Origin of the sequence: Collinsella sp. OM04-5 (assembly GCF_003439125.1) — a bacterium.
GTDB lineage: Bacteria > Actinomycetota > Coriobacteriia > Coriobacteriales > Coriobacteriaceae > Collinsella.
In genome coordinates this window covers 1-22709 of sequence record NZ_QSUU01000009.1, presented here as the reverse complement: position 1 = coordinate 22709, position 22709 = coordinate 1, and the positions used below count along the sequence as shown (strand labels likewise).

The following is a 22709-nucleotide window of genomic DNA, read 5'->3' as shown; positions in this document are numbered from 1 at the left end:
CCGCAACGGTCCATGCCCTTTTGTTTCAAGACGCCGCCATCATGCTAAGGAGGCAACTATGACAACTTCGCCTTTGGCAAACCCCACGGCAACAAGGGAGCTGCTGGAGGAGTTTGGCCTTGCGACCAAGCATCGCCTGGGCCAGAACTTCCTGATCGACAACCATGTAATTGAGCGCATTTGCGAGCTTTCCGAGCTCACGGGCGATGAGCGCGTGCTCGAGGTTGGCCCGGGCGTTGGTACGCTCACGCTCGCGCTGCTGCAGGAGGCGGCGTGCGTCACGTCGATCGAGGCCGATCCCGAACTCGAACCGGTGCTCGATGCCCATGCCGCCGACTATGCCAACTTCCGCTTTATCATGGGCGACGCGCTCAAGGTGACGACGGGGCAGATTGAGCAGGCTGCAGGCGGTGAGCCGACGGTATTTGTCGCGAACCTGCCCTATAACGTGGCGGCGACGATCATCCTGCAGTTCTTCCAGACGATGCCCGCGCTCAAGCGTGCCGTGGTCATGGTTCAAAAGGAGGTTGCCGATCGCATTGCCGCGGTGCCGGGTAACAAGACCTATGGCGGCTACACGGCAAAGCTCGGCCTGTATGCGCAGGTTACGGGTCGCTTTGAGGTGCCGCCACGTTGCTTTATGCCGGCACCGCACGTGGACTCGGCCGTCGTGCGTATCGACCGTGTTGACGGCGTGGCGCCCGAAGGACTCGATCGCGAGTTTGTGGCCCGCGTGATTGATGCTGCATTTGCTCAGCGCCGCAAGACCATCCGCAATTCCATGAGCGCCAACGGCTTTGCCAAGGACGTGCTCGACGCCGCCTTTGAGGCTTGCGGTATCGCACCCACCACGCGCGCAGAAACGCTTGATGTTGCCGACTTTATCCGCCTGGCTCAGGAGCTCATCCATGATGCCTAATGCCGAACGCGTGACGTTTACCAAGAAAAAGAAGACGGTTGCTTGTCCCGTGCCCTTGGCACCGCTTGCTGACACGCATGCGCATCTGCTTTCGTTTTGGGGGAAAGAAGTGCCCGAGACGCTCGTGCGCGCCAAAGCCGCGGGCGTCGACCTGTTGGTGACGATGCTCGACCCCATCGCCGACAAGCGCAGCGTGACGGACTATAGCGACTGGCTCGTGCGCGAAATTCTGCCGATGCGGGATATTCCGCAGATCAAGTATCTCGCTGGCGTTCACCCCTATGGCGCGCCGGATTATACCGATGACATTCACGCGCAGGTTGTTGCTGCGCTCGATGACCCTTTGTGCGCCGGTATCGGCGAGATCGGTCTGGACTACCACACGGATTACGACGACGACATCGCGCCGGCGCCCCACAGTGTGCAGATTGATTGCATGGCGCGTCAGCTCGAAGTTGCCGTGCGCCGCAATGTGCCGGTGGAGCTGCACCTGCGGCACGAGGACTCGGATGGGGAGCGCACCTCGCATATGGATGCGTACAACGTGCTGCGCGAGGTGGGTGTGCCTCAGGCCGGTTGCGTGCTGCACTGCTTTGGCGAGGACCGCGCCACGATGGAGCGCTTTGTGGAGCTGGGCTGCTATATCGCCTATGGTGGTGCGGCCACCTTTAAGCGCAACGATGACGTGCGCGAGGCATTTGCGGCGACCCCGCTCGACCGCATTTTGTTCGAGACGGATTGCCCGTATATGGCGCCGGAGCCCATTCGCGGTCTTGAATGCGAGCCAGCAATGATCTCCATTACGGCAAACGCGCTGGTTAACGACCGTGTCGATCGCACTGGTGAGGACGCCGAAACAATCGCGCATGCCGCTTGGGAAAATGCCTGCAAACTTTTTCAAAAATAGTTCTTGCGTTCGCGGTGGCGCTCCGTTATTCTAATTCCTGCACGCGGGCGTGGCGGAATTGGCAGACGCGTACGGTTCAGGTCCGTATGGGGGCAACCCCATGAAGGTTCAAGTCCTTTCGCCCGCACCATTGATTGAAAGAGCTCCCAGCAATGGGGGCTTTTTTGTTATGTGCCCATCGCAGGGACTTGAACCTGTGAAGGAGCGAGCGTCAAGAAAACGCGGAGCGTTTTTAGCGAGCTGGCGAGTCCGCCGGCAGGCGGGCGAAGCCGGTGCGGATCCGCGAAGCGGATACGCGGACGTCCTTTCGCCCGCACCATTGATTGAAAGAGCTCCCAGCAATGGGAGCTTTTTTGTTATGCACGATCTCCTTGGACGGGTATCCTAGTACCAACGTGTGCCTATCAGAGGAGAGACCATGCTATTTTCCGGTATCATCGCCGCCCTTACCAGCCTTTTGATTCCCATCATCATCCTGTTGTTGCTGCTCCCCAACGCCTGCTACGTCGTTGAGCAGCAGCACGCTGTGATCATCGAGCGCTTGGGTAAGTTCAATCGTATCGTCAACGCGGGCTTCCACGTGAAGGTGCCCGTGATTGACCGCAAGGCCGCCACGGTGAGTCTGCGCACCATGAAAAATGGTTTTGGCATCGACGTTAAGACCCAGGACAACGTGACCATTGGCCTTGAGGTCTCCGCTCAGTACCACGTGAGCTATGACATGGGCGCCGGCCCGGCAGATTCGGGCATCTACAAGAGCTACTATATGCTGCAGGAGCCCGTCGACCAGATGCGCGACTTCATCACCGACGCCCTGCGCTCCTCCATCCCCGTCTACACACTCGATGAGGTCTTTGCCAAGAAGGATGACATCGCCAAGGATGTCAACGCTACCGTTTCCGAGCAGATGGCCGCCTACGGCTTCACCCTCGTGTCGACGCTCATCACCAAAATCGCACTGCCGACCGAGGTTGAGAACTCCATGAACGACATCAACGCTGCCCAGCGCAAGCGCGCTGCCGCGCAGGAGCTCGCCGAGGCCGACCGCATCAAGCGCGTCACCGAGGCGACCGCCGAGGCCGAGGCTATGGAAAAGGCGGGCGAGGGCATCGCCAACCAGCGCAAGGCCATCGCGCTGGGTATCAAAGATTCGCTCGAGATCATCCAGGAGACGGGTGTCGGCAATGACGAGGCCAACCAACTGTTCATGTTTACGCAGTGGTCCGAGATGATGACGGAGTTCGCTCGCACGGGTAAAACCTCGACGGTCGTGCTGCCGAGCGACTTTTCGCAGTCGGCTTCGATGTTCGAGCAGATGCTGGCCGCCGGCAAAGTTCAAAACGATTCGAAGGAGTAGACGCGCGTGAAATACACCGTCGTTTGCGTCGGTAAGCTCAAGGAGCGCTTTTGGAAGGACGCGTGCGCTGAGTACACCAAGCGCCTAGGTGCCTATGCCAAGGTGGATATCCGCGAGGTGCCCGATATCGACCCGGCTAAGGCGGGCGGCGTGGATGCCGCGCGCGACAAGGAGGGGGCGGCGATTCTTGCCGCCTTGCCATCTCGAGCGCATGTGATCCTGCTGGCTATCGAGGGCAAGGAGCGCTCGAGCGAGGAGTTTTCGGCGAGGCTCGACGATCTTATGCTGCGAGGCAGCAGCGACATTGCCTTTGTAATCGGCGGTTCGGACGGCGTGAGCGATGACGTGCGCGCACGAGCCGACGAGATGCTCAGCTTTGGACGCATTACCTTGCCGCATAACCTGGCGCGTGTGGTGCTGCTGGAGCAGATTTACCGTGCCTGCAAGATCAGTCGTGGCGAGCCGTATCACAAATAGGTCGGCAATACGAAACAATGGCGTGGGACAATACCTTTCGTTTTGAGGAATGTGTCTGAAAGGACTATGCGATATGAAGATTGGATTTGTCGGTTTTGGCAATATGGCGAGCGCTATGGCCGATGGCTGGATCGCTGCCGGTGTAGCTGCGAGCGACATGTGCGCCTGCGCGGGTCGCTACGACGCACTGGTTGAGCGCTGTGAGGCGCGCGGGATGGCCGCTTGCCACGATGCCGCCGAGGTTGTCGCCGCATCCGATATCGTGGTCGCTGCGGTCAAGCCGTACATGATCGAGAAGGTATTCGCCCCGCTCAAGGATGCTCTTGCCAAAAAGGTCGTTCTGTCGGTTGCCTGGACCTGGGACAGTGCCAAGTGGGAGCAGGTCCTGCCGGACGTCGCGCATATCTCGACGGTGCCCAACACGCCGGTTTCAGTGGGTGAGGGCGTCATCGCCTGCGAGAAGGCTTCGACGCTCAATGACGAGCGGCGCGCTGTGGTGCTCGATCTACTTGGCAAGCTTGGCACGGTGGTTGAGCTCGACACGAGCCTGCTGTTCGTGGGCGGCACGGTGGGTGGTTGCGCTCCGGCATTTGTCGCTATGGCAATCGAGGCCCTGGGCGATGCGGCGGTCAAGCACGGTATCCCGCGTGCGGATGCTTATCGCATTGTGAGCCAGATGGTGCTGGGTACGGCAAAGCTGCAGCTTGCAACTGGCCAGCATCCTGCGGCGATGAAGGATGCCGTATGCTCGCCCGGTGGTGCCACCATCAAGGGCGTCGTTGCGCTCGAGGACGCCGGCATGCGCAGCGCCCTGGTCAAGGCAATCGACGCAACCCTCCAGTAAAACCGACCAAAAAAGGGACAGTTTATTTTGGCAGGTTTTTCCTGCGGTTTTGTCCTTTTAGCGAAAAGCGCCCCGCAACTGGCTCAATTCCAGTTGCGGGGCGCTTGCGTTCGCCCGGATAAAACCGACCAAAATAAACCTGTCCCTTTTTGGCGGGTTAGTCCCAGAAGCTGTCTTCTTCGTCCTCGGATTTGGGGCCGCGGTCGACATACATCTTATGGGTGCGCTTCTCCATTACAAAGGCAAGAATCGCAAACAGCAGGATGCCGCCGGCGAAAAGGATGGCAAAACCGGTGCGGGTGCCAAACAAAAAGGAAAAAACTGCGTCCATTGGGTGCCTTCTTGCGTAGTTGAGTTGGGTCGTAAACGTTCATAAGTATATACTTGCCCATACATGTACAAGGTTGCAACCTAAATGGAATGTATATCGCCGGAGGATCTAATGCTTGATATCAAGTTTGTTCGCGAGAACCCTGATGCCATCGATGTCGCCATGGCTAACCGCCAGACGTCTTGGGATCGCGAGAAGTTCTTTGAGCTCGACGACGAGCGTCGTGCCGTCATCACCGAGGTTGAGGAACTTCAAGCCACGCGCAATGCCGAGTCCAAGAAGATCGGCGCCCTGATGAAGGAGGGCAAGAAGGACGAGGCCGAGGCCGCCAAGGAGGCCGTGCGCGCCGTCAACGAGAAGATTGACGGTCTGGCCGAGCGCCGCACCGCCCTCGAGCAGGAGCAGTACGACTTCATGGCTCACCTGCCCAACATTCCTTGCGAGGCCACGCCGTACGGCAAGGACGAGGACGAGAACATCGAGCGCCGTCGTTGGGGCACCCCGCGCGAGTTCGACTTCGACTTTAAGCCGCACTGGGATCTGGGCACCGACCTCGACATCCTTGACTTCGAGCGCGGCAACAAGCTCTCCGGCAGCCGCTTCACCGTTCTCGGTGGCGCCGGCGCCCGTCTTGAGCGCGCCCTCATCAACTTCTTCCTCGATACGCACACCAGCCGTGGTTTTAAGGAGTGGTGGCCGCCCATCGTCGTCAAGCGTCAGACCATGTTCGGCACGGGCCAGCTGCCCAAGTTCGAGGACGACGCCTATCACGTCTCGGGCGACAACTTCCTGATCCCCACCGCCGAGGTCGTGCTCACCAACCTGCACGCCGGTGAGGTCCTCGACGCCGATACCCTGCCGCGCCGCTACACCGCCTTCACCCCCTGCTTCCGCGAGGAGGCCGGCTCCGCTGGTCGCGATACCCGCGGCATCATTCGCCAGCACGAGTTCGACAAGGTCGAGATGGTCAAGTTTGCCAAGCCGGAGGAGTCCGACAAGGAGCTCGAGAGCATGACCGCCGAGGCCGAGTTCCTGCTGCAGCAGCTGGGTCTTCCGTATCGCGTGATTAGCCTGTGCACCGGCGACCTGGGCTTCTCTGCCCGTCAGACCTACGACGTCGAGGTCTGGCTGCCGAGCTACAACGCCTACAAGGAGATCAGCTCCTGCTCCAACTGCGGTGACTTCCAGGCCCGTCGCGCCAACATCAAGTATCGCGACCCCGAGAACTTCAAGGGTTCGCGCTATCTGCACACCCTCAACGGTTCCGGTCTGCCGGCTGGCCGTACCATGGCAGCCATTCTGGAGAACTACCAGAACGCTGACGGCACCATCACGATCCCCGAGGTTCTGCGTCCCTACATGGGCGGCCTCGAGAAGATCGAGCCGGTCGCGTAGATTGGCTGCATAAGCGATTTGCTAGGGCACTCCTTTTTGGGGTGCCCTTTTTGTGTGCGGCCATACCATGCTGTGCGGACAGCTCAATAGAAAACACACGAACAACTGTTCTGTATACAGCCATCTACCTGCTATGCTTTTGCTAAATAAGAGCGAGAGAAAGGGGACGCGATGGAGCTGTTTGATGATCGGGTGGTTTTGTTTGAGAGCGACGAGGGCGGGGAGTACCTGCTTGTGACGTGTGAGCCGTCTGGCATGGGTGGCCTGGTGGTTCGACAGACGAGCGAGGGTCCGTTGACCCAATGGTGCTACGAGGAGTCGCCGCATGTGGTTGAGACGTTTGTGGCGCACGAGGGGCTTGTGGCCCTGGAGCATTTCTATGGGGTCCGGACATCTAACCAGGTTGCTCGCATGTTGAGTATCTCGTTTGCCGATTATGATTGTGCCCAGCGGGTGAGATCGCTCCTCAGGGAACTTGATGCTAAGTTTGACGTGATCGAAAAGCCAATCGATCGTACGGGGAACGACGGTATATGCGGAGCAGCATGACAAAACTGCGTTCCAAAAAAAGTTTGAGATTGTGCTTGACTCCAATAAGCTAAAGTGGTTTTATATGTTTTGCGCTGCGGCGTTACCTCAGCTGGATAGAGGGTCTGACTACGAATCAGAACGTCATAGGTTCGAATCCTATACGCCGCACCAATTGAAATTGAAAGCCTCCGGCAACGGGGGCTTTTCTTTTATGCCGCCACCGCATGGATTCGAACCTCGGTCGAGGCGCGAGCGTGAAGCGGACGCGGAGCGTCCGTAGCGAGCGGGCGAGCACGCCGGCAGGCGGGCGAAGCCGGCGCGGATCCGCGGAGCGGATGCGCGGAATCCTATACGCCGCACCAACTGAACTTTAAAGCCTCCGGCAACGGGGGCTTTTCTTTTATGGCAACACCGCATGGATTCGAACCTCGGTCGAGGCACGAACAACTTAATTATCACTCCGTAAAATTTTTTCTAATTGTCGCTTGACCCATCGGGGGCTCGCGTGCATAATAATCCGTGCGTTGCGGCGTTACCTCAGCTGGATAGAGGGTCTGACTACGAATCAGAACGTCATAGGTTCGAATCCTATACGCCGCACCAATTGACTTTAAAGCTCCCGGCGACGGGGGCTTTTCTTATATCGCGATGCGTCGAAGATCGCGCCAAGCCCTCCAAATGATTAAAAATCAAATTCGATAACTTTTTTTGAAAAAATGCTTGACCATTATTCAGTCCCTGTGCATAATAATCAACAAGTTGCGGCGTTACCTCAGCTGGATAGAGGGTCTGACTACGAATCAGAACGTCATAGGTTCGAATCCTATACGCCGCACCATTTGAGATTAAAGCTCCCGGCAACGGGGGCTTTTCTTTTACGTAAACACCGCATTGATTCGAACCTCGGTCGAGGCGCGGGCGTAAAGAAAACGCGGAGCGTTTTTAGCCCGCGGGCGAGCACGCCGGCAGGCGGGCGAAGCCGGTGCGGATCCGCGCAGCGGATGCGCGGAATCCTATACGCCGCACCATTTGAGATTAAAGCTCCCGGCAACGGGGGCTTTTCTTTTACGCCAGCTTGAGTGCTTTCGTCCAAAGGGACGATTTCCTGTCGACTCGTGTAAGATTCCGAGTAGATGTCGCGACTTATTCGCGACCGCTCCTTCTCAAGCGACCGATCAGGGTGATATTTCGTGGCAGAGCGTCCGACATACAAGCTCAGGTTTCTCGATCCCAAGAAGCGCTTTCCGGCGATGTCCGAGCAGCCTGCGGGACGCTCATATGGCGTGGTCTGGAAACTCTTTGGCGAGGATCAGCATGAATCTTGTTATGTCGTCGAATTCGTTGGCAAAAGCCATGTGTCGCTTTTGGGCTACGTAAGCGTTTCGGGTGAGGTGTACAAGGTGGACCGCCCCGTTAGCGAGGCTCCGCTGCCCAACGATCCCGACATGGAACTGGTCCTTGACGAGTCGGACTCCGGTATTGGTGAGATTATGGTGAGGGGAGCAAACGGCACGATGCGCGCGTGCGCGCGAACCGTCGGCTCTCCCGAAGGCCCCATGCGCGAACAGTCCGATCACGAGACATGGAATTCGACCCGCTCCCTTCCTTACGGTGAGTTCATGGCATCGATGTTCCTGCGCTACGTGATATTCGCTGACTCCGAAAATACCATTGCGAGCACGGCGGACGCCGACGGACTCGACGAGGGTATGCAAAACGTTGTCGACAAGATCAAGCTCGTAAAGTTGCCCGAGCCGGTCGAGGTGTTTTTGGGCTTTAACACGGCACCGCTCCCTGACGCTATCGAGACGCTGCTCTACCGCGTTGACCATGCCGAGAATCCGAGCGGTATCGAGCGCTATGCCGCCGCCCTTATGAGTGAAATTGACTTGCCCCGCTTGCGCACCATCGCCGCTAAGTCCGAGATGAGCCTGGCTCGCATCGATCGCTCAAAGCTTTTCTATCTCAATTTTGATCGCAGCCTGCTGGACCAGGACGAGATTGACATGCTGCTTGCCATCGAGTGCCGTCTTAACCGTCTCTCCGGCATCCTTGAGCACATCGGGGCCGGATTGGTCCCTGCGGCATCCTCGCCGAGCCTTGAGGGCTGCGCGCTCTTTGATGCGTGGCATATCGCCAAGACGACCAACGATGTTCCCCGACTGCTCGATACGGCCTCGAGCGATAACCCGTGGGGCAAACCGGGTACGGTGGCTTGCCAGCCGGGCGGTGAGTGGGATGTGCGTACCCGCTTCGCGCGTATTGTCGAGGCACTTAACGTGGTCACGCGGCTCGACTATACCTATCGGGCAAACGTTGCCGAGGGGATCATGCTCGTTCGGTTTGGGCAGTCTGTCGTTGATGCCATGCCGCAACGTGAATACGACGCTCAAGATGACGCCTGGCGCGAGTTGGACGAGGACGCGCGTGCGATCTGGGCCGCGGAGCACGATGCGCGCGTGGCACTCACGCTTGCAGCAGCGTGTTTTGCCGCGGGCACCTGCATCACGCGCTGCTATGTGCAGATTGCTGCTCCCGGCAGTGAGCAGGGCGAGCGCGTTGTCGCAACGTATTTCTTTGGGCGCGCGGCCTATCTGGCCGATTGCGTGCCTGTCGTCAAGGATCTTGAGAGCATGGACATGGACGATATGCCGTGCAAGCGTGTACTTGAGGCGTATGAGTCAACCGCTCCGGAGACGATTGAGCCTGCGGAGGTTCATGCTCGTCCGCGTGATGACCATCGCACGCTGCCGCCGGCGCTGCGCGATCTGCTGCTTGCCGATACGGCTGACGAGTTGGAGGTCATGGAAGAGGACGACGACCCATACGTGGCCCGTGTTGTTGAATTGCGCGAGCAGGCAAAAGTCGACCGTACAGGTGCTTTTGAAGGCTTTTCCCGTCTTGTCGAGGAGTTGGAGGCTAAGTGCGCCGTCGCCGAGCTTTTGGCGACAGGTCCGGTTCAAACGCAGTTTTGCGATAACCAGCTGGTGCGCATGGTGCTACCGGTGTTGGAAGAAGACCGCTCTGTGCGAATCCTTCGTGCGCCCGATGCGCTGTACTTTGCCCAGCACGAGATCTGCAGTTTTTACGCCGAGCAAGAGGACTTTGAACAAGCACTGCCCGAGGTGCGCCATCTTTACGATCTGGCGCGCTCGTCCATGCAGTCGCACTTTGCGCTCATCAACGTGCTCGCGCGTCTGGAGCGCTTTGACGAGATTATCGAGGTGGCGCGCCACGGCCTACGTATTGCCAGCGATCGTTCTGCAATCGGCTACCTGTTCTATCGCTTGGCGTTTGCCTATTGGAATTGCGATCAGCTCGACCTGGCGCTGGCTTGTTACCGTCTGGTGCCGCGCGGCGAGGAGTCGGGCAGCAGCGCGCTGGAAGAAATGCAGGGCCTTATGAACGAGATGGGTGTCAGCGAGCCTCCGACGTTCGAGGAAGCGGTCGAGACCATCCGCAGGGCTGGACTCGAATTGCCGCCCGTGCCCGCGGTGGCCAACCAGCTTGCGGATGCCGCCGTGCAGCTGGTCGATAACGGCTTCTTTTTCCTGGCGCGCGGTTGCATCTTCCAAATGTGGCGTACCATGGGCAACGACGAGCTCGGCTCCCTCAACCGCTCGCTGGGGTAGGGGCGAAAACTGCAAGGAGGAAAGGCCGCCGGGCAATTAGAAAATTCCCTCTTGCCCAACTTCGACTGTTTGGTTACTATAGAACGGCTGTTACGGAGAGCTGACCGAGAGGCCGAAGGTGCTCGCCTGCTAAGCGAGTATGCCCCAAAAGGGCATCTGGGGTTCGAATCCCCAGCTCTCCGCCAGTATGACTTGAAAGAAGGGTCCCATTTGGGGCCCTTTTTTGTGCGGAGAAAGGAGGCTGGGGATTCGAACCCTCAAAAAAAGAGGCATCCTTTCGGACGCCTCCTTTCAGTGGACTTATTATTCTTGCGCCCTACACCTCGGGCGCCTTGGCGACGGTCTCGCTTTCTGCCGTGAGTGGGCGGTTGTCGATGCGACGGCCCAAGCGATCGAGCTTCACGAGTAGCCATTCAATGGGATTCGGCCCTGCGCCTTCCTCGTCGGCAACTAGGTCCATGACGGCGATCTTGGTGCCGTCCTGCTTGAGCGTGACGCTGCCCACCTTGTCGCCCACATGCACCGTGCCCGAAAGATCGTCGTAGCTAACCTTTTCGGTCACCTCGCCGGCAAGGGAAAACACGGTCGCTTGCGCCGTAGGATCGGCGAGTGTGGCGTCGATCGTCTTATCCGTCCAGTCGGTTTGGCCAATGCGCGCCATAAGCGGGTTGCCGTTGGCGGTCTTTTCCTGTGTGTTGGCGATTGCGACCGTCACCTTGTGACCGTAGTACCAATTGGCAAGGGTTGCGGTATCGGTAAAGCGCTGGTCGGTGGTGGTGGAGTTCAAAACGACGGTGTAGATCTCGTCGCCGTCGCGGTTGTAGGCGCTCGTAAAGCAATAGCCCGCGTCGTCGGTGGTGCCGGTCTTGCCACCGATGTTGCCATCTTGGCCCAGCAAATAGTTATGCGTGTCCATGGAATGCGAATGGTCGGTGCCGTCGGCGCCCGTGACCTCGATCCAGGAATCCTCGCTCGCTACGACCTCGCGGATCGTGTCGTTTTTCATGGCCTCCTGCATCATCAGCGCTACGTCGTGTGCGGTTGAGTGCATATCGCCAGCCCACTCATCAAAGTCCAGACCATGCGGGTTTTCAAAAAGCGTACCGGTGCAGCCGAGCTTCTTAGCGCGCTCGTTCATGGCCTTCACAAAGGTTGCCTCGGCGTCTTTGGTCTTAGGGTCGATCTTCTTGCCCACATATTCGGCGAGCACGATGGCGGCGTCGTTGCCCGAGGGAATCATCAGGCCGCGCAGTGCCTGCTCCACGGTAAGCTCGTCACCTTCGAGCAAGCCGGCGGTCGAATTACCCACGGTGGCTGCGGCGTTGCTCACCGTGACCTTCTCGTCCATCTTGCAATTCTCGACGGTTAGGATTGCGGTCATGACCTTGGTGATCGAGGCGATTTTGACCTGCTCATCGGCGCCGCGCCCGTAGTAGACGGTGCCGTCTTTGCCCATGACGAGCGCATTGGTCGCATCGATATCGGGCAGATTATCGGCCGTGATGCCGCGCGCATCGGCGGTTTTGCCGCAGACATTGTCGGTCGTGAGCACTTGGGCGCCGGCGACGGTGGGCACGCCAGCGGCAAGGGCGATAGCGCAGACAAAGCCGGCGGCAAGCTGGGCTGAGCGCTTTGCAAAAGAGGTGAGGGACTTCACAGATTTCGCTTTCGACGGGATGGTCTCTTCTGGAACTAGAGTATATCGTTTGCCGGTGTCGGCAATCATCGCGTGCGTGCGTGGCCCACATCCGCGCCCGAACGGGCACAAGGGTGCTTAAGGCCGACTTAATCACCCACGCTTGTTGTGTGTGGCATGCGCCCCCTCGGGCATAATGGAGCGCGAGAGGAGCACGCATGAACGAGCACATTTTGGTAGTTGATGACGAGAAGGCCATCGCCGACCTAGTTGGCATCTACCTTACAAAAGAAGGCTTTGACGTACAGGTCGCCTATAGCGGGGCCGATGCTGCCAAGGCAATCTTGGAGCAAGAGTTCGATCTGGCGCTGCTGGATGTCATGCTGCCCGATATCGATGGCTTTGAGCTGTTGCGTACGATCCGTTCCAGCCATACCTATCCCGTGATCATGCTGACGGCGCGCGATGCCCAGCAAGACAAGATCGAGGGCCTTTCGCTTGGCGCAGACGATTATGTGGTCAAGCCGTTCCGTCCGCTGGAGCTCATTGCACGCGTTCATGCTCAGCTTCGTCGTTATACCAGCTACGGCAGCCGCGCACAGGCGGCCGAGTCGCCGATCATCCAGCTCGACGGCCTCGAGATCAACCGCGACGCCCGCTCTGTGACGGTGGACGGTGCGCCGGTGCGCCTTACGCCCATCGAGTATTCCATCTTGCTGTATCTGGTCGAGCATCGTGGTAGCGTGGTGCCCGTGGAGGACCTGTTCCGCGCGGTGTGGAACGAGGACTTTATGCCCGGCTCCAACAATACGGTTATGGTGCACATTCGCCATCTGCGCGAAAAGATCGGCGACGATGCCCAGAAGCCGCGCTTTATCAAAAACGTCTGGGGCGTCGGCTACATAATCGAATAACGCCTTTGATGGTGGGGGAGTAGATATGACAAAAGACGATAGGCGGGCATTCGAGGTACCCGATCGACTCTTTGAATACGTAAGGGCGGTCGTTGACAACCGTGCGTTAGCGACGGTGCTGCTCTTTTTGCTGAGTCTGCTGCTCATCGGCATTGACAATATCGTTGGCATCCTGGCAGTTCTACTCATTGGCTTTTTGCTGATTGATCGATTCGAAATCGTTCGCCGCTGTGTGGTGATCGGCGGCGCCGCGTGGACAATTACGTTGGCGATCGGGTCCATGGCGCTTGGCGGTATTGGCGAGCCCGTATTCTTTGACGCCGGCTTTGTGTTCAACATGCTTGGATTTGTGCTGGCGCTTGCCGTGTGCGTCCTGTTCTTCTGCGGACGCGCCCTGTACTACCAGGGTTACGAGCAGGGCGAGCTGCACGCCGACCGCGTGATTGCCGCCCGCATTCAGGACCGTCTGATCGATAACCCCGACACATGGGACAACATTGACGGCGACTTCCTCGAGGTCGAGGGCGCGCTCAACCGGGCGCGCGATTGCGAGCGTAGGGTTCAACAAGCCCTGCGTGACGAATCCCACCGCAAAGATGACCTGGTGACGTACCTGGCGCACGACCTGCGCACGCCGCTCGCCAGCGTGGTGGGCTACCTTTCGCTCTTGCAGGAGGCCCCCGATTTGCCGCTTGAGCAGCGCACGCGTTTTACGGGCGTGGCGCTCGACAAGGCGCACCGGCTCGATGCGCTCATCGAAGAGTTCTTCGATATCACGCGCTTTGACTTCCACGATATCGTGCTCACGCGCGGCTATGTTGATCTGGGGTTGCTGCTGGCTCAGGTGGCTGACGAGTTCTATCCCATCCTCAACGAGCAGCATAAGGAAGCCCAAGTTGATATTCGCGAGGACCTGACGGTGCTCGTGGATGGCGACAAGATGGCCCGCGTGTTCAACAACATCATGAAAAACGCCGTCGCCTATAGCTATGAGGGTTCGACTATCACGATTGAGGCCAGGCGCCAAGACGATGGCGGCGTGCGCGTGCGCTTTATCAATCAGGGCGATCCTATCCCTGCGGCTAAGCTCAAGGTGATCTTTGAGAAGTTCTATCGCCTGGATGCGGCGCGTGCGACCAATCGCGGTGGTGCCGGTTTGGGCCTTGCTATTGCCAAGGAGATCATCGCGGCACACGGCGGTACCGTTGCATGTGAATCGACGCCCGAACACACGATATTCACCATCGGGCTGCCCGCCGCATAGCTAGCGTGCCCTTACAAACACTTGACAATGTGCTCACGTGCGTATGAGCCGCGATTCCTACTATCGATACTGCTGAATTGATATCGATATGGAGGTGTGCGGTATGAAGGCTGCTGCGGCTGTGGAGCCCACGGAGCTTGAAGAACTCATGGAAGCGCAGGCCGAGGCCGCGCATGAGCGCGAGGTTGGGGATGCGACTCGCCCCACGGCAGAGGATCTTGCCGCCTCGCCGACGCGCATCGATGTCGAGGGCCTCGACCTGTTCTATGGCGACCACCATGCGCTCAAGGACGTGAATATCAAGATCCGCGACAAGCAGATCACCTCGTTCATCGGGCCTTCGGGCTGCGGAAAGTCCACGTTGCTGCGCTGCTTTAACCGCATGAACGACGGCATCAAGGATTGCCGCATCGAGGGCAAGATCGCGCTCGATGGTCAAGATATCCTGGGCGATTACGACATCTGCCGTTTGCGCCAGCGCGTGGGCATGGTGTTCCAGCGCCCCAACCCGTTTCCCATGAGCATCTACGACAACGTCGCCTACGGTCCGCGCGGTATGGGTGTGCGCGACCGCGTCATGCTCGATGAGCTGGTCGAGGACTCCCTTCGTCGCGCTGCGCTATGGGATGAGGTCAAGGACAAGCTCATGGAGTCGGGCCTGGGTCTTTCGGGTGGACAGCAGCAGCGCCTGTGCATCGCCCGCGCACTTGCCGTGCAGCCCGACATTCTGCTGATGGACGAGCCGACCTCGGCACTCGACCCTGTGTCGACGTTGGTGGTGGAGCAGCTGGCCTGCGAGCTCAAGGAGACCTGCACGCTGGTGGTCGTGACGCACAACATGCAGCAGGCCGCGCGTATTTCCGATTCGGTTGCGTTCTTTTTGCTGGGTGAGCTGGTGGAGCACGCGCCCACCGCGCAACTCTTCAAGAATCCGTCCGATCCGCGCACCGCGGATTATTTGACGGGGCGTTTTGGCTGACGCTGTCTTTTGCAGGTGCCTTTAGGGTTAAGATGCGGTCATATCGGCCGCAAAGGGGTTCAACATGATCTATTACGTCGAGGACGATGACAACATCAGGGATTTGACAGTCTACGCGCTGCGCAAGCAGGGAATCGAGGCCGAGGGCTTTTCGTGCGATGGCGAGTTTAAAGCTGCCGTGGCGCGACGGGTGCCCGATGCTGTGCTGCTCGATATCATGCTGCCCGACACCGATGGCTTGGCGATTATGCGTCGCCTGCGTGCCGATCGCCTGACGGCGACGGTGCCCATCATGATGCTTACCGCCAAGGACACCGAACTCGACAAGGTGATGGCGCTCGATGGCGGTGCCGACGATTACCTGACTAAGCCGTTTTCGCTCATGGAGCTTGCGAGCCGTTGCCGCGCACTGCTGCGTCGCGGCGGCATGGTCAAGCAGGCGAGCGATGTGCTCAGCGTGGGCGATATCGTACTTTCGCCCAGCCACCGCGAAGTGACTGTTGCCGGTGAACCGCTCAAGCTCACGCTGCGCGAATTCGACCTGCTCGAGTACCTCATGCGCAAACCTGGCGTGGTCTTTACCCGCGAGTCGCTGCTGCAGAGCGTATGGGGCTGGGACTTCGACGGCGGTTCGCGCACCGTCGACGTACATGTGCAGACGCTCCGCCAAAAGCTCGGCGAGCATGCGAGCGCCATAGAGACCGTGCGCGGCGTGGGCTATCGTCTGGCCGAGCCTTCGGCCGGTGATGGTGCCGAAGGTGACGACACCGCGTCCACTGCATCGGAGGAGTAACCCGTGGTCTTCGCCCCCCAGGGAAAACAAACGTTGTCGCACCGCGTTTTTGTGACGATCTTTGTTTGCGCCATGGCGGTTATCGTGGCGTTTACGGTGCTGGGTGCGTTCTTTGTGCAAAACACCTTGGCGGATGCCACGAGTGCCAATCTGGCGCAGGAAACCGAGCTCATTGCTGCCGCCCTCGACGAGCAGCAGGAGCCCATCCCGTTCTTGCGTAGCCTCGATCGCGAGGACTTACGCATCACGCTGATTAACAAGGATGGATCGGTTGCCTACGACAACGAGGCGTCGCCTTCCGCACTGCCCAACCATGGTGATCGCCCCGAGGTCATCGAGGCCTTTGAGAGTGGTTTGGGTTCCGCGGAGCGCGCAAGCTCTACGCTCGACGAGATTATGCTGTATCGCGCCGTCACCCTTGATAACGGCCAGGTCGTTCGCTTGGCGCAGGCCCAGCCTGGCGTTGCGGCGATTTTGCTGTCGATGCTGGCGCCGATGCTGCTTATCGCAGCAGCGGGTGCAGTACTCTCGTTTTTTATGGCGCGCCGTGAGTCCCGTGCCATCATCGCGCCGTTACAAGAGGTGGATTTGGATCACCCACGCCGTAGCTATGAGCACGCCTATGCCGAGATGGTTCCCATGCTTGAGCGCATCGAGTCGCAGCGCCAGGAACTCAAGCGCCAAATGGCGGTGCTAGCGGACAACGACCGTATGCGCCGCGAGTTCACGGCGAATATCACCCATGAGCTCAAGACGCCGCTTACGGCGATTTCGGGCTATGCCGAGCTCATCGCAAATGGCATGGTCGAGGGCGAGGACGACCTGCGCAACTTTGGCGGTCGCATCTATCGTGAGGCGGGCCGCTTGGCAGCGCTTGTCAACGACATCCTTACGCTGTCTAACTTGGACGAGGCCGAACGTGCGACTGAAGGCGAGACAGTGCCCATTGGTTCCACGGAGCCTATTGAGCTCTCGCGTGCGATCTACGCGGTTGAGCAGCGTCTTGAACAGGTCGCCCGTCAAGCGAATGTGACGATAAGTCATGAGACCAAGCCTGTGGTCATCGAAGGCGTGTCGCGCTTGATCGACGAGCTCATCTATAATCTGGCAAGCAACGCCATCCGCTACAATCGACCCGGCGGTACGGTTACGTTGCAGTGCGGCACCAACGACGAAGACCATCCGTTCCTCGCTGTCGCCGACACGGGAATCGGTATCGCGCCTGAAGAACAGGGCAAGGTATTTGAGCGGTTCTATCGCGTGGACAAGAGTAGGTCCAAGGCACGCGGCGGAACCGGCCTGGGGCTTGCCATTGTCAAGCATGCGGCCCTGTATCATCACGCCACGCTCGATCTGTCGAGTGAGTTGGGCGTGGGAACCACCATTACGGTGACGTTTCCCATACAGCAGGACGAGCCATTCGCATAGCGATACAACATAGATATTGATGTAGACGCCGCATTTGACTTTCGGGTGCGGCGTTGTTGCGCAATTTTACGATTGCTTCCGACATTTTTACAGGAGAGCCTGTTTCTTATGTATAGAGTTTGGTCTCGGTAAAAAGATGCGATAACATACGGACAGTTTTGTCAATCCGAACTGGGGAAATGAAAGGCAAGCTGCATGACCCTTCTCGAACTGTTCCAGCTGCTGAAGAAGCACCTCAAGCTGGTCATCACCCTTCCGGTGGTCTGCGCGATCGCCATGGGCATCGTGTCCTTCGTTGCGATGGACAACACCTATACCGCGACGACGAGCATGTACATTCTCGCCAAGACCGACGATAGCGGTCAGATGAGCTACAACGATCTCTCGGCGAGCCAGATGCTTTCCAACGATATCGCCACGCTGCTGGATAGCGATAGCGTTAAGAGCGGCGCCGCCAAAGAACTGGGCCTTACCGATCTGGATGACTACAAGGTGTCTGTTTCCTCCGAGACCACCACGCGTGTCATTACGCTTTCGGTTACCGGCACCGATGCCAAGGAGACGGCTGAGGTCGCAAAGGCCATTGCCAGCTCGGTGAGTACGGTCGCTCAGAACGTCGGCGCTGCCCAGAGCATCAACGTTATCGACGAGGCTAAGACCCCCGAAGCCCCCAGCGGCCCCAAGCGCACGCTGTATATTGCCGTCGCGTTCCTCGCCGGTATCTTTATCGCAGTTGCCTATGTCGTTTTGGCAGACATGCTCAATACCCGCATCCGCGGTGCCGAAGAGGCAGAAGAGCTCCTGGGTATTCCCGTTGTTGGCCGAATTCCGGCTATGAAAGGTGGTAAATAGGCATGGCTAAGGCAAAGAACACCGATAAGCTCGTTGTGCAGAATGCCGCCAAGACCCTTCTGGCCAACATCCGCTTTGCGAGCGTGGATGACCCCATTCGCACCATCACCGTTACCTCCTCGATTCCCAACGAGGGCAAGTCTACGGTTTCCATTAACCTTGCTCAGGCAATCGCCACGAGCGGCAAGAGTGTCCTGCTGGTCGAGGCTGATATGCGTCGCAGGTCCCTTGCCGATATGCTCGGCGTCCGCTCCCGCGGCGGACTCTATGCAGTCCTGTCCGAGCAGGTTTCTATCGACCAGGCGATTGTCGAGACGGGTCAGAAGAACTTCTACTTCCTCGATGCCGAGCCGCACATTCCCAATCCTGCCGACATCATCGTCTCCCATCGCTTTGCCAAGCTGGTAAAGGCACTGTCCGCCAAGTTCCAGTACGTCATCTTCGATGCTCCCCCGGTCGGCACCTTCATCGATGCTGCCGAGATTGCCAGCCTGACCGACGGCGCGCTGTTCGTGGTGCGCGAGAACTTTACCAAGCGCGAAGAGGCGCTCAACGCCATCGGTCAGCTTAAGAAGTCCGAGAAGGTCAAGCTCATCGGTACCGTCATGAATTACTGTGAGACCGAGACCAGCGAGTACTACTATTCTTACTACACCAAGGACGGTAAGAAGGTTAAGAAGGGCTCCGACAATCAGGGGACTTCCAAAAAGGGCATCTTCACCAACCGAGCAAACGTTTAGTTGATTAAGGCTGACCTATGCGTGACATTCATTGCCATATCTTGCCGGGTGTAGACGACGGCGCCGCCGATCTCGATGAGAGCTTGGCGATGCTCGAGGCTGCCAAGCGGGCCGGTGTAACCAGAATCGTTTGCACTCCTCACTGCCGTGATCCCTATTTTGATTACGACAAGATGTGGGATGCCTTTGAGCTGCTGCGTGATAACGCTGACGGTTTTCCGCTCCAGATGGGCTTCGAGGTCAACCATCGAAAGCTCGTTGAGCTTGGTATCGATGCCGCGGAGCACCTGCATTTCGATGGGACCAACGAGTTTCTGCTCGAGCTTTCGACGCATGCCGATGCGTATGCGTTTAGAGAGTACGAGAACACGATTTACGATTTGCAGTGCCGTGGCTACCAGGTGATCATCGCTCATCCTGAGCGCTATCGTGCGGTTCAAAAGGATGTAAGCGTGGCGGAGCGCCTGGTCGATATGGGCTGCAAGCTGCAAGCTTCGGCGGACTTTATTGCCGGCGGTCGCTTTGGTCGCGAGAAAAAGCCGGCACAGCGCCTGTTCGATCAGAACCTGTACAGCTTCATCGCGAGCGATGCCCATAACGTGGGTCATTACGATTGCCTGGCGAAGGCTCGCGCGAAGTTTAGCGTGCGCGGAGCTCATTTTCGCTAAAATCTGTCCCTAACGTTCGCATTGAATGAAAGGGCAGCATGGATATCCAACTTAAGACGGGATGCTTTGATGACGCGGCGTTGGTGCGCCGCGTCGTTTTTATGGACGAGCAGGGCTACGAGAATGAGTTCGACGCTATCGACGAGGATCCGAACTGCATTCATGTGACGCTCTATGTAGACGGCGAGCTTGCCGGTTGCTCGCGCGTGTTTCCCGAAGAGCTTGAGCGCGCGGCTGACGCAGGGGCTCCGGTGTCGCCGGCGTGCGACTTGGACGAAGGCGTCGCGGCGGGGGAGACCTACATTATGGGGCGCGTGGCTGTGCTGCCGAGCATGCGCCGTCGCGGTCTGGCGAGCAAGATTGTCGAGGCCAGTGATACGTGCGCGCGTGATGCCGGCGCCAAGCTCATTAAGCTGCATGCGCAGGAATACGTGCTGCCGCTCTATGCCAAGGCGGGCTACACGCAGATTGCCCCGGTGGACTACGAAGACGAGGGCCAGCCCCATGCTTGGATGGCCAAGCGCGTAGATGGCAGATAGGGACGTTCCTTTCCTGCCGGCAGTCGGGGACACTCCTTGGCAATTGGCGTATCAGAGCGTTTGGACATACAGTTTTTCGATTCCGTATGTATATATGCGCGCTAATGGGTTATAAAATCTAAGTCTGGACATAGCAGGTCTGCGATGCGGCTCGGGCAACCGGGCCGTTTTTGCGGACGGGGGTAGCGCGAAAGGACTGCACATGCGTCAATTTAAGACCGAGAGCAAAAAACTGCTCGACCTCATGATCAACTCCATCTACACCAATAAGGAAATCTTCCTGCGCGAGCTTATCTCTAATGCGAGTGACGCCGTCGACAAGCTCAACTTTAAGAGCCTGCAGGACCCGAGTGTCAAGCTCGACCAGGGCGACCTGGCTATTCGCGTCTCTTTTGATAAAGACGCCCGCACCATTACCATCTCGGATAACGGCATTGGCATGACCGCCGAGGAGCTCGAGCGCAATCTGGGCACCATCGCCCATTCCGGCTCCGAGGAGTTTAAGACCGAGAACGCCGAGCAACAGGGCTCCGATGTCGACATCATCGGCCAGTTTGGCGTGGGCTTCTACTCCGCCTTTATGGTCGCCAGCCACGTGAAGGTCGTCAGCCGCGCTTATGGCGAGGACACCGCCCACGTTTGGGAGTCCGACGGTCTTGAGGGCTACACCATCGAGGATGGCGAGCGTGCTGAGCACGGTACCGATGTCATCCTGACGCTGCGCGAGAACGAGAAGCTCGACGCCGACGGCGAGGCCGAGACCTACGATCGCTTCCTGACCGAGTGGGGCCTCAAGAGCCTGATTCAGCAGTACAGCAACTATGTGCGCTACCCGATTCAGATGATGGTGAGCAAGAGCCGCCAGAAACCCAAGCCCGAGGACGCCGGCGACGACTACAAGCCCGAGTACGAGGACTATCAGGAGCTCGAGACCATCAACTCCATGACGCCGATTTGGAAAAAGCGCAGCTCCGACGTTGAGCAGAAGGATTACAACGAGTTCTACAAGTCCACGTTCCACGACTTTGACGATCCCGCGCGCACTATCAGCTTCCATGCCGAGGGTACGCTTGAGTACGATGCGCTGCTGTTTGTGCCGGGCCGCGCCCCGTTCGATCTGTACAGCAAGGACTACGAGAAGGGCCTGGCGCTCTACAGCTCCAACGTGCTGATTATGGAGAAGTGCGACGACCTGCTGCCCGACTACTACAACTTTGTCCGCGGCGTCGTGGATTCTGCCGACGTGTCGCTCAACATCTCGCGTGAGACGCTGCAGCAGAACCGTCAGCTCAAGGCCATCGCCAAGCGCGTGGAGAAGAAGATTACCGCCGATCTTGAGGATATGCGCGACAACGACCGCGAGGCCTACGAGAAGTTCTTTGAGAACTTTGGCCGCGGTCTTAAGTACGGCATCTACTCGAGCTATGGCATGAAGGCCGATGAGCTCGCCGACCTGCTACTGTTCTGGTCTGCCAAGGAGCAGAAGATGATTACCCTGGCCGAGTATGCCAAGGGCATGCCCGGGGATCAGAAGGCCATCTACTACGCCGCCGGCGACTCGCGTGAGCGCTTGGCCAAGATGCCCGTGGTAAAGGGTGTGCTCGACCGCGGCTATGACGTGCTGTTGCTGACGCAGGATGTGGATGAGTTCACGTTCCAGGCTATGCGTGAGTACGTTGCCGCCGATATGCCTAAGATCTACGAGGACGACGCCGCCCGCGAGGCTGCCGAGAAGGCCGTTGCCGACGGTGCCGAGCCCGAGGTCGAGGATCGTCACCTGGAGCTCAAGAACGTCGCGACTGGCGATCTTGATCTGGCGACCGAGGACGAGAAGAAGGAGGCCGAGGACGCCACCAAGGAAAACGAGGACCTCTTTAGCGCTATGAGGGAGGCGCTCGGTGACAAGGTCGAGAAAGTTGCCGTCTCCGCGCGCCTGACCGATGCCCCCGCTTGCATCACCACCGAGGGTCCGCTTTCGCTCGAGATGGAGAAGGTGCTCCAGAAGGGACCCGAGGGCGCGCCCGACGGCATGCCCAAGAGCCAGCGCGTGCTCGAGCTCAACGCCAAGCACCCGGTCTTTGACAAGCTTGTCGCTGCCCAGAAGGCAGGTGACGCCGACAAGATCAAGCAGTACTCCGGCCTGCTCTACGATCAGGCCCTGCTGGTCGAGGGTATCCTCCCCGAGGACCCCGTTGCCTTCGCGGCGGCTGTCTGCGAGCTGATGTAGTTAAGTAGTTACGCCTTTGGTTCCGCCGTTCTAACGAACGGCAGACCGGTCGACGCTGCAAACGCCCCTAAGCGGCAATCTGACGTTCAATCGTCGGTCGCGTACCGAAGTACGCTTCCCTCCTCTTTCACGTCACCTTGCTCGCTTAGGGGCGTTTTCGCTGACTTATGCTCAACCGGCGACGCTTTCGTGGCCCTAAGTAGTCATCGGGGACGTTCTTGTTTGACTAGTCGTTTAAGAACGTCCATTACAGTCGAAATTGTCAGCCCGGGACCG

The 22709-nt window shown here is 58.6% G+C and carries 20 protein-coding genes and 5 tRNA genes; 23 read left to right on the top strand and 2 right to left on the bottom strand.

Translation table 11 applies throughout. The features are described from left to right. Positions 1 to 58: 58 nt before the first annotated feature. The 6 genes from rsmA (at position 59) to proC (ending at position 4504) form a co-directional block, all read left to right on the top strand. Positions 59 to 919: a 16S rRNA (adenine(1518)-N(6)/adenine(1519)-N(6))-dimethyltransferase RsmA gene (gene rsmA, locus DXB53_RS06525; protein WP_117583810.1), complete on the top strand. Its 861-nt coding sequence runs from the start codon at positions 59 to 61 to the stop codon at positions 917 to 919. Then, entirely contained in the window at positions 909 to 1826 is a 918-nt protein-coding gene (locus tag DXB53_RS06520) for a TatD family hydrolase (protein WP_117583809.1), read from the top strand. Before rsmA ends, DXB53_RS06520 begins: the two co-directional genes overlap by 11 nt. 43 nt (positions 1827 to 1869) lie before the next feature. Continuing rightward, a tRNA-Leu gene (locus tag DXB53_RS06515) sits at positions 1870 to 1956 on the top strand. A 288-nt stretch (positions 1957 to 2244) separates the two neighbouring features. Then, on the top strand, positions 2245 to 3183 hold the full coding sequence (locus DXB53_RS06510) for an SPFH domain-containing protein (RefSeq protein ID WP_055250521.1): 939 nt from the start codon (positions 2245 to 2247) through the stop codon (positions 3181 to 3183). 6 nt (positions 3184 to 3189) lie between these two features. Continuing rightward, the gene (rlmH, locus tag DXB53_RS06505) at positions 3190 to 3660 is read left to right on the top strand and encodes a 23S rRNA (pseudouridine(1915)-N(3))-methyltransferase RlmH (RefSeq protein WP_117583808.1); all 471 of its coding nucleotides are present in this window, start codon (positions 3190 to 3192) and stop codon (positions 3658 to 3660) included. Positions 3661 to 3733: 73 nt separating this feature from the next. Beyond that, complete coding sequence (gene proC / locus DXB53_RS06500) at positions 3734 to 4504, top strand: pyrroline-5-carboxylate reductase (protein WP_117583807.1); 771 nt, start codon at positions 3734 to 3736, stop codon at positions 4502 to 4504. A 157-nt stretch (positions 4505 to 4661) separates the two neighbouring features. On the opposite strand, the gene DXB53_RS10045 is transcribed toward proC, so the two are convergent. After that, positions 4662 to 4835, bottom strand: coding sequence for a DUF6724 family protein (locus DXB53_RS10045; protein WP_006235069.1), 174 nt, complete (start codon positions 4833 to 4835; stop codon positions 4662 to 4664). A 111-nt stretch (positions 4836 to 4946) separates the two neighbouring features. Here DXB53_RS10045 and serS point away from each other — a divergent pair, with 111 nt between their 5' ends. The 7 genes from serS (at position 4947) to DXB53_RS06465 (ending at position 10578) form a co-directional block, all read left to right on the top strand. Beyond that, the gene (gene serS, locus DXB53_RS06495; protein WP_117563693.1) at positions 4947 to 6230 is read left to right on the top strand and encodes a serine--tRNA ligase; all 1284 of its coding nucleotides are present in this window, start codon (positions 4947 to 4949) and stop codon (positions 6228 to 6230) included. 171 nt (positions 6231 to 6401) lie between these two features. Continuing rightward, positions 6402 to 6779 (top strand): hypothetical protein, encoded by a 378-nt coding sequence (locus DXB53_RS06490; protein WP_117583806.1) that lies wholly within the window; start codon positions 6402 to 6404, stop codon positions 6777 to 6779. 76 nt (positions 6780 to 6855) lie between these two features. Next, positions 6856 to 6932 (top strand) — tRNA-Arg (locus DXB53_RS06485). Between the two features lie 355 nt (positions 6933 to 7287). Beyond that, positions 7288 to 7364 (top strand) — tRNA-Arg (locus DXB53_RS06480). 158 nt (positions 7365 to 7522) lie between these two features. Continuing rightward, positions 7523 to 7599: transfer RNA gene (locus DXB53_RS06475), tRNA-Arg, on the top strand. Positions 7600 to 7951: 352 nt separating this feature from the next. Then, on the top strand, positions 7952 to 10393 hold the full coding sequence (locus DXB53_RS06470) for a lipopolysaccharide assembly protein LapB (RefSeq protein ID WP_117583805.1): 2442 nt from the start codon (positions 7952 to 7954) through the stop codon (positions 10391 to 10393). Positions 10394 to 10487: 94 nt separating this feature from the next. Next, positions 10488 to 10578, top strand: a tRNA-Ser gene (locus DXB53_RS06465). Between the two features lie 131 nt (positions 10579 to 10709). Here DXB53_RS06465 and DXB53_RS06460 read toward each other — a convergent pair. Beyond that, positions 10710 to 12050 (bottom strand): D-alanyl-D-alanine carboxypeptidase family protein, encoded by a 1341-nt coding sequence (locus DXB53_RS06460; RefSeq protein ID WP_158549379.1) that lies wholly within the window; start codon positions 12048 to 12050, stop codon positions 10710 to 10712. 197 nt (positions 12051 to 12247) lie between these two features. On the opposite strand from DXB53_RS06460, the gene DXB53_RS06455 reads away from it, so the two are divergent. The 10 genes from DXB53_RS06455 (at position 12248) to htpG (ending at position 22433) form a co-directional block, all read left to right on the top strand. Then, positions 12248 to 12943 (top strand): response regulator transcription factor, encoded by a 696-nt coding sequence (locus DXB53_RS06455; RefSeq protein WP_117583803.1) that lies wholly within the window; start codon positions 12248 to 12250, stop codon positions 12941 to 12943. Positions 12944 to 12968: 25 nt separating this feature from the next. Beyond that, complete coding sequence (locus DXB53_RS06450; protein WP_117583802.1) at positions 12969 to 14207, top strand: sensor histidine kinase KdpD; 1239 nt, start codon at positions 12969 to 12971, stop codon at positions 14205 to 14207. Between the two features lie 103 nt (positions 14208 to 14310). Then, complete coding sequence (gene pstB / locus DXB53_RS06445) at positions 14311 to 15186, top strand: phosphate ABC transporter ATP-binding protein PstB (RefSeq protein ID WP_199407866.1); 876 nt, start codon at positions 14311 to 14313, stop codon at positions 15184 to 15186. A gap of 64 nt (positions 15187 to 15250) precedes the next feature. Continuing rightward, entirely contained in the window at positions 15251 to 15979 is a 729-nt protein-coding gene (locus DXB53_RS06440; protein ID WP_055250507.1) for a response regulator transcription factor, read from the top strand. A 33-nt stretch (positions 15980 to 16012) separates the two neighbouring features. Continuing rightward, complete coding sequence (locus tag DXB53_RS06435) at positions 16013 to 17407, top strand: cell wall metabolism sensor histidine kinase WalK (RefSeq protein WP_233502291.1); 1395 nt, start codon at positions 16013 to 16015, stop codon at positions 17405 to 17407. 195 nt (positions 17408 to 17602) lie between these two features. After that, the gene (locus tag DXB53_RS06430) at positions 17603 to 18259 is read left to right on the top strand and encodes a YveK family protein (protein WP_055250503.1); all 657 of its coding nucleotides are present in this window, start codon (positions 17603 to 17605) and stop codon (positions 18257 to 18259) included. Positions 18260 to 18261: 2 nt separating this feature from the next. Continuing rightward, on the top strand, positions 18262 to 18999 hold the full coding sequence (locus DXB53_RS06425) for a CpsD/CapB family tyrosine-protein kinase (RefSeq protein WP_117583801.1): 738 nt from the start codon (positions 18262 to 18264) through the stop codon (positions 18997 to 18999). Positions 19000 to 19016: 17 nt separating this feature from the next. Beyond that, the gene (locus DXB53_RS06420) at positions 19017 to 19667 is read left to right on the top strand and encodes a tyrosine-protein phosphatase (protein WP_022094060.1); all 651 of its coding nucleotides are present in this window, start codon (positions 19017 to 19019) and stop codon (positions 19665 to 19667) included. Between the two features lie 38 nt (positions 19668 to 19705). Further along, positions 19706 to 20206 carry a GNAT family N-acetyltransferase gene (locus tag DXB53_RS06415; RefSeq protein ID WP_117563685.1) on the top strand — a complete coding sequence of 167 codons (501 nt, stop codon included), beginning with the start codon at positions 19706 to 19708 and terminating at the stop codon, positions 20204 to 20206. A gap of 202 nt (positions 20207 to 20408) precedes the next feature. Then, the gene (gene htpG / locus DXB53_RS06410; RefSeq protein WP_117583800.1) at positions 20409 to 22433 is read left to right on the top strand and encodes a molecular chaperone HtpG; all 2025 of its coding nucleotides are present in this window, start codon (positions 20409 to 20411) and stop codon (positions 22431 to 22433) included. The last annotated feature ends 276 nt before the right edge of the window (positions 22434 to 22709 follow it).

Excerpts from the sequence above, each read along its gene's own strand:
- rsmA (WP_117583810.1), top strand. The coding sequence starts at position 59 with ATGACAACTTCGCCTTTGGCAAACCCCACGGCAACAAGGGAGCTGCTG.
- DXB53_RS06520 (WP_117583809.1), top strand. The coding sequence starts at position 909 with ATGATGCCTAATGCCGAACGCGTGACGTTTACCAAGAAAAAGAAGACG.
- DXB53_RS06510 (WP_055250521.1), top strand. The coding sequence starts at position 2,245 with ATGCTATTTTCCGGTATCATCGCCGCCCTTACCAGCCTTTTGATTCCC.
- proC (WP_117583807.1), top strand. The coding sequence starts at position 3,734 with ATGAAGATTGGATTTGTCGGTTTTGGCAATATGGCGAGCGCTATGGCC.
- DXB53_RS10045 (WP_006235069.1), bottom strand. The coding sequence starts at position 4,835 with ATGGACGCAGTTTTTTCCTTTTTGTTTGGCACCCGCACCGGTTTTGCC.
- serS (WP_117563693.1), top strand. The coding sequence starts at position 4,947 with ATGCTTGATATCAAGTTTGTTCGCGAGAACCCTGATGCCATCGATGTC.
- DXB53_RS06490 (WP_117583806.1), top strand. The coding sequence starts at position 6,402 with ATGGAGCTGTTTGATGATCGGGTGGTTTTGTTTGAGAGCGACGAGGGC.
- DXB53_RS06455 (WP_117583803.1), top strand. The coding sequence starts at position 12,248 with ATGAACGAGCACATTTTGGTAGTTGATGACGAGAAGGCCATCGCCGAC.
- DXB53_RS06450 (WP_117583802.1), top strand. The coding sequence starts at position 12,969 with ATGACAAAAGACGATAGGCGGGCATTCGAGGTACCCGATCGACTCTTT.
- pstB (WP_199407866.1), top strand. The coding sequence starts at position 14,311 with ATGAAGGCTGCTGCGGCTGTGGAGCCCACGGAGCTTGAAGAACTCATG.
- DXB53_RS06440 (WP_055250507.1), top strand. The coding sequence starts at position 15,251 with ATGATCTATTACGTCGAGGACGATGACAACATCAGGGATTTGACAGTC.
- DXB53_RS06430 (WP_055250503.1), top strand. The coding sequence starts at position 17,603 with ATGACCCTTCTCGAACTGTTCCAGCTGCTGAAGAAGCACCTCAAGCTG.
- DXB53_RS06425 (WP_117583801.1), top strand. The coding sequence starts at position 18,262 with ATGGCTAAGGCAAAGAACACCGATAAGCTCGTTGTGCAGAATGCCGCC.
- DXB53_RS06420 (WP_022094060.1), top strand. The coding sequence starts at position 19,017 with ATGCGTGACATTCATTGCCATATCTTGCCGGGTGTAGACGACGGCGCC.
- DXB53_RS06415 (WP_117563685.1), top strand. The coding sequence starts at position 19,706 with ATGGATATCCAACTTAAGACGGGATGCTTTGATGACGCGGCGTTGGTG.
- htpG (WP_117583800.1), top strand. The coding sequence starts at position 20,409 with ATGCGTCAATTTAAGACCGAGAGCAAAAAACTGCTCGACCTCATGATC.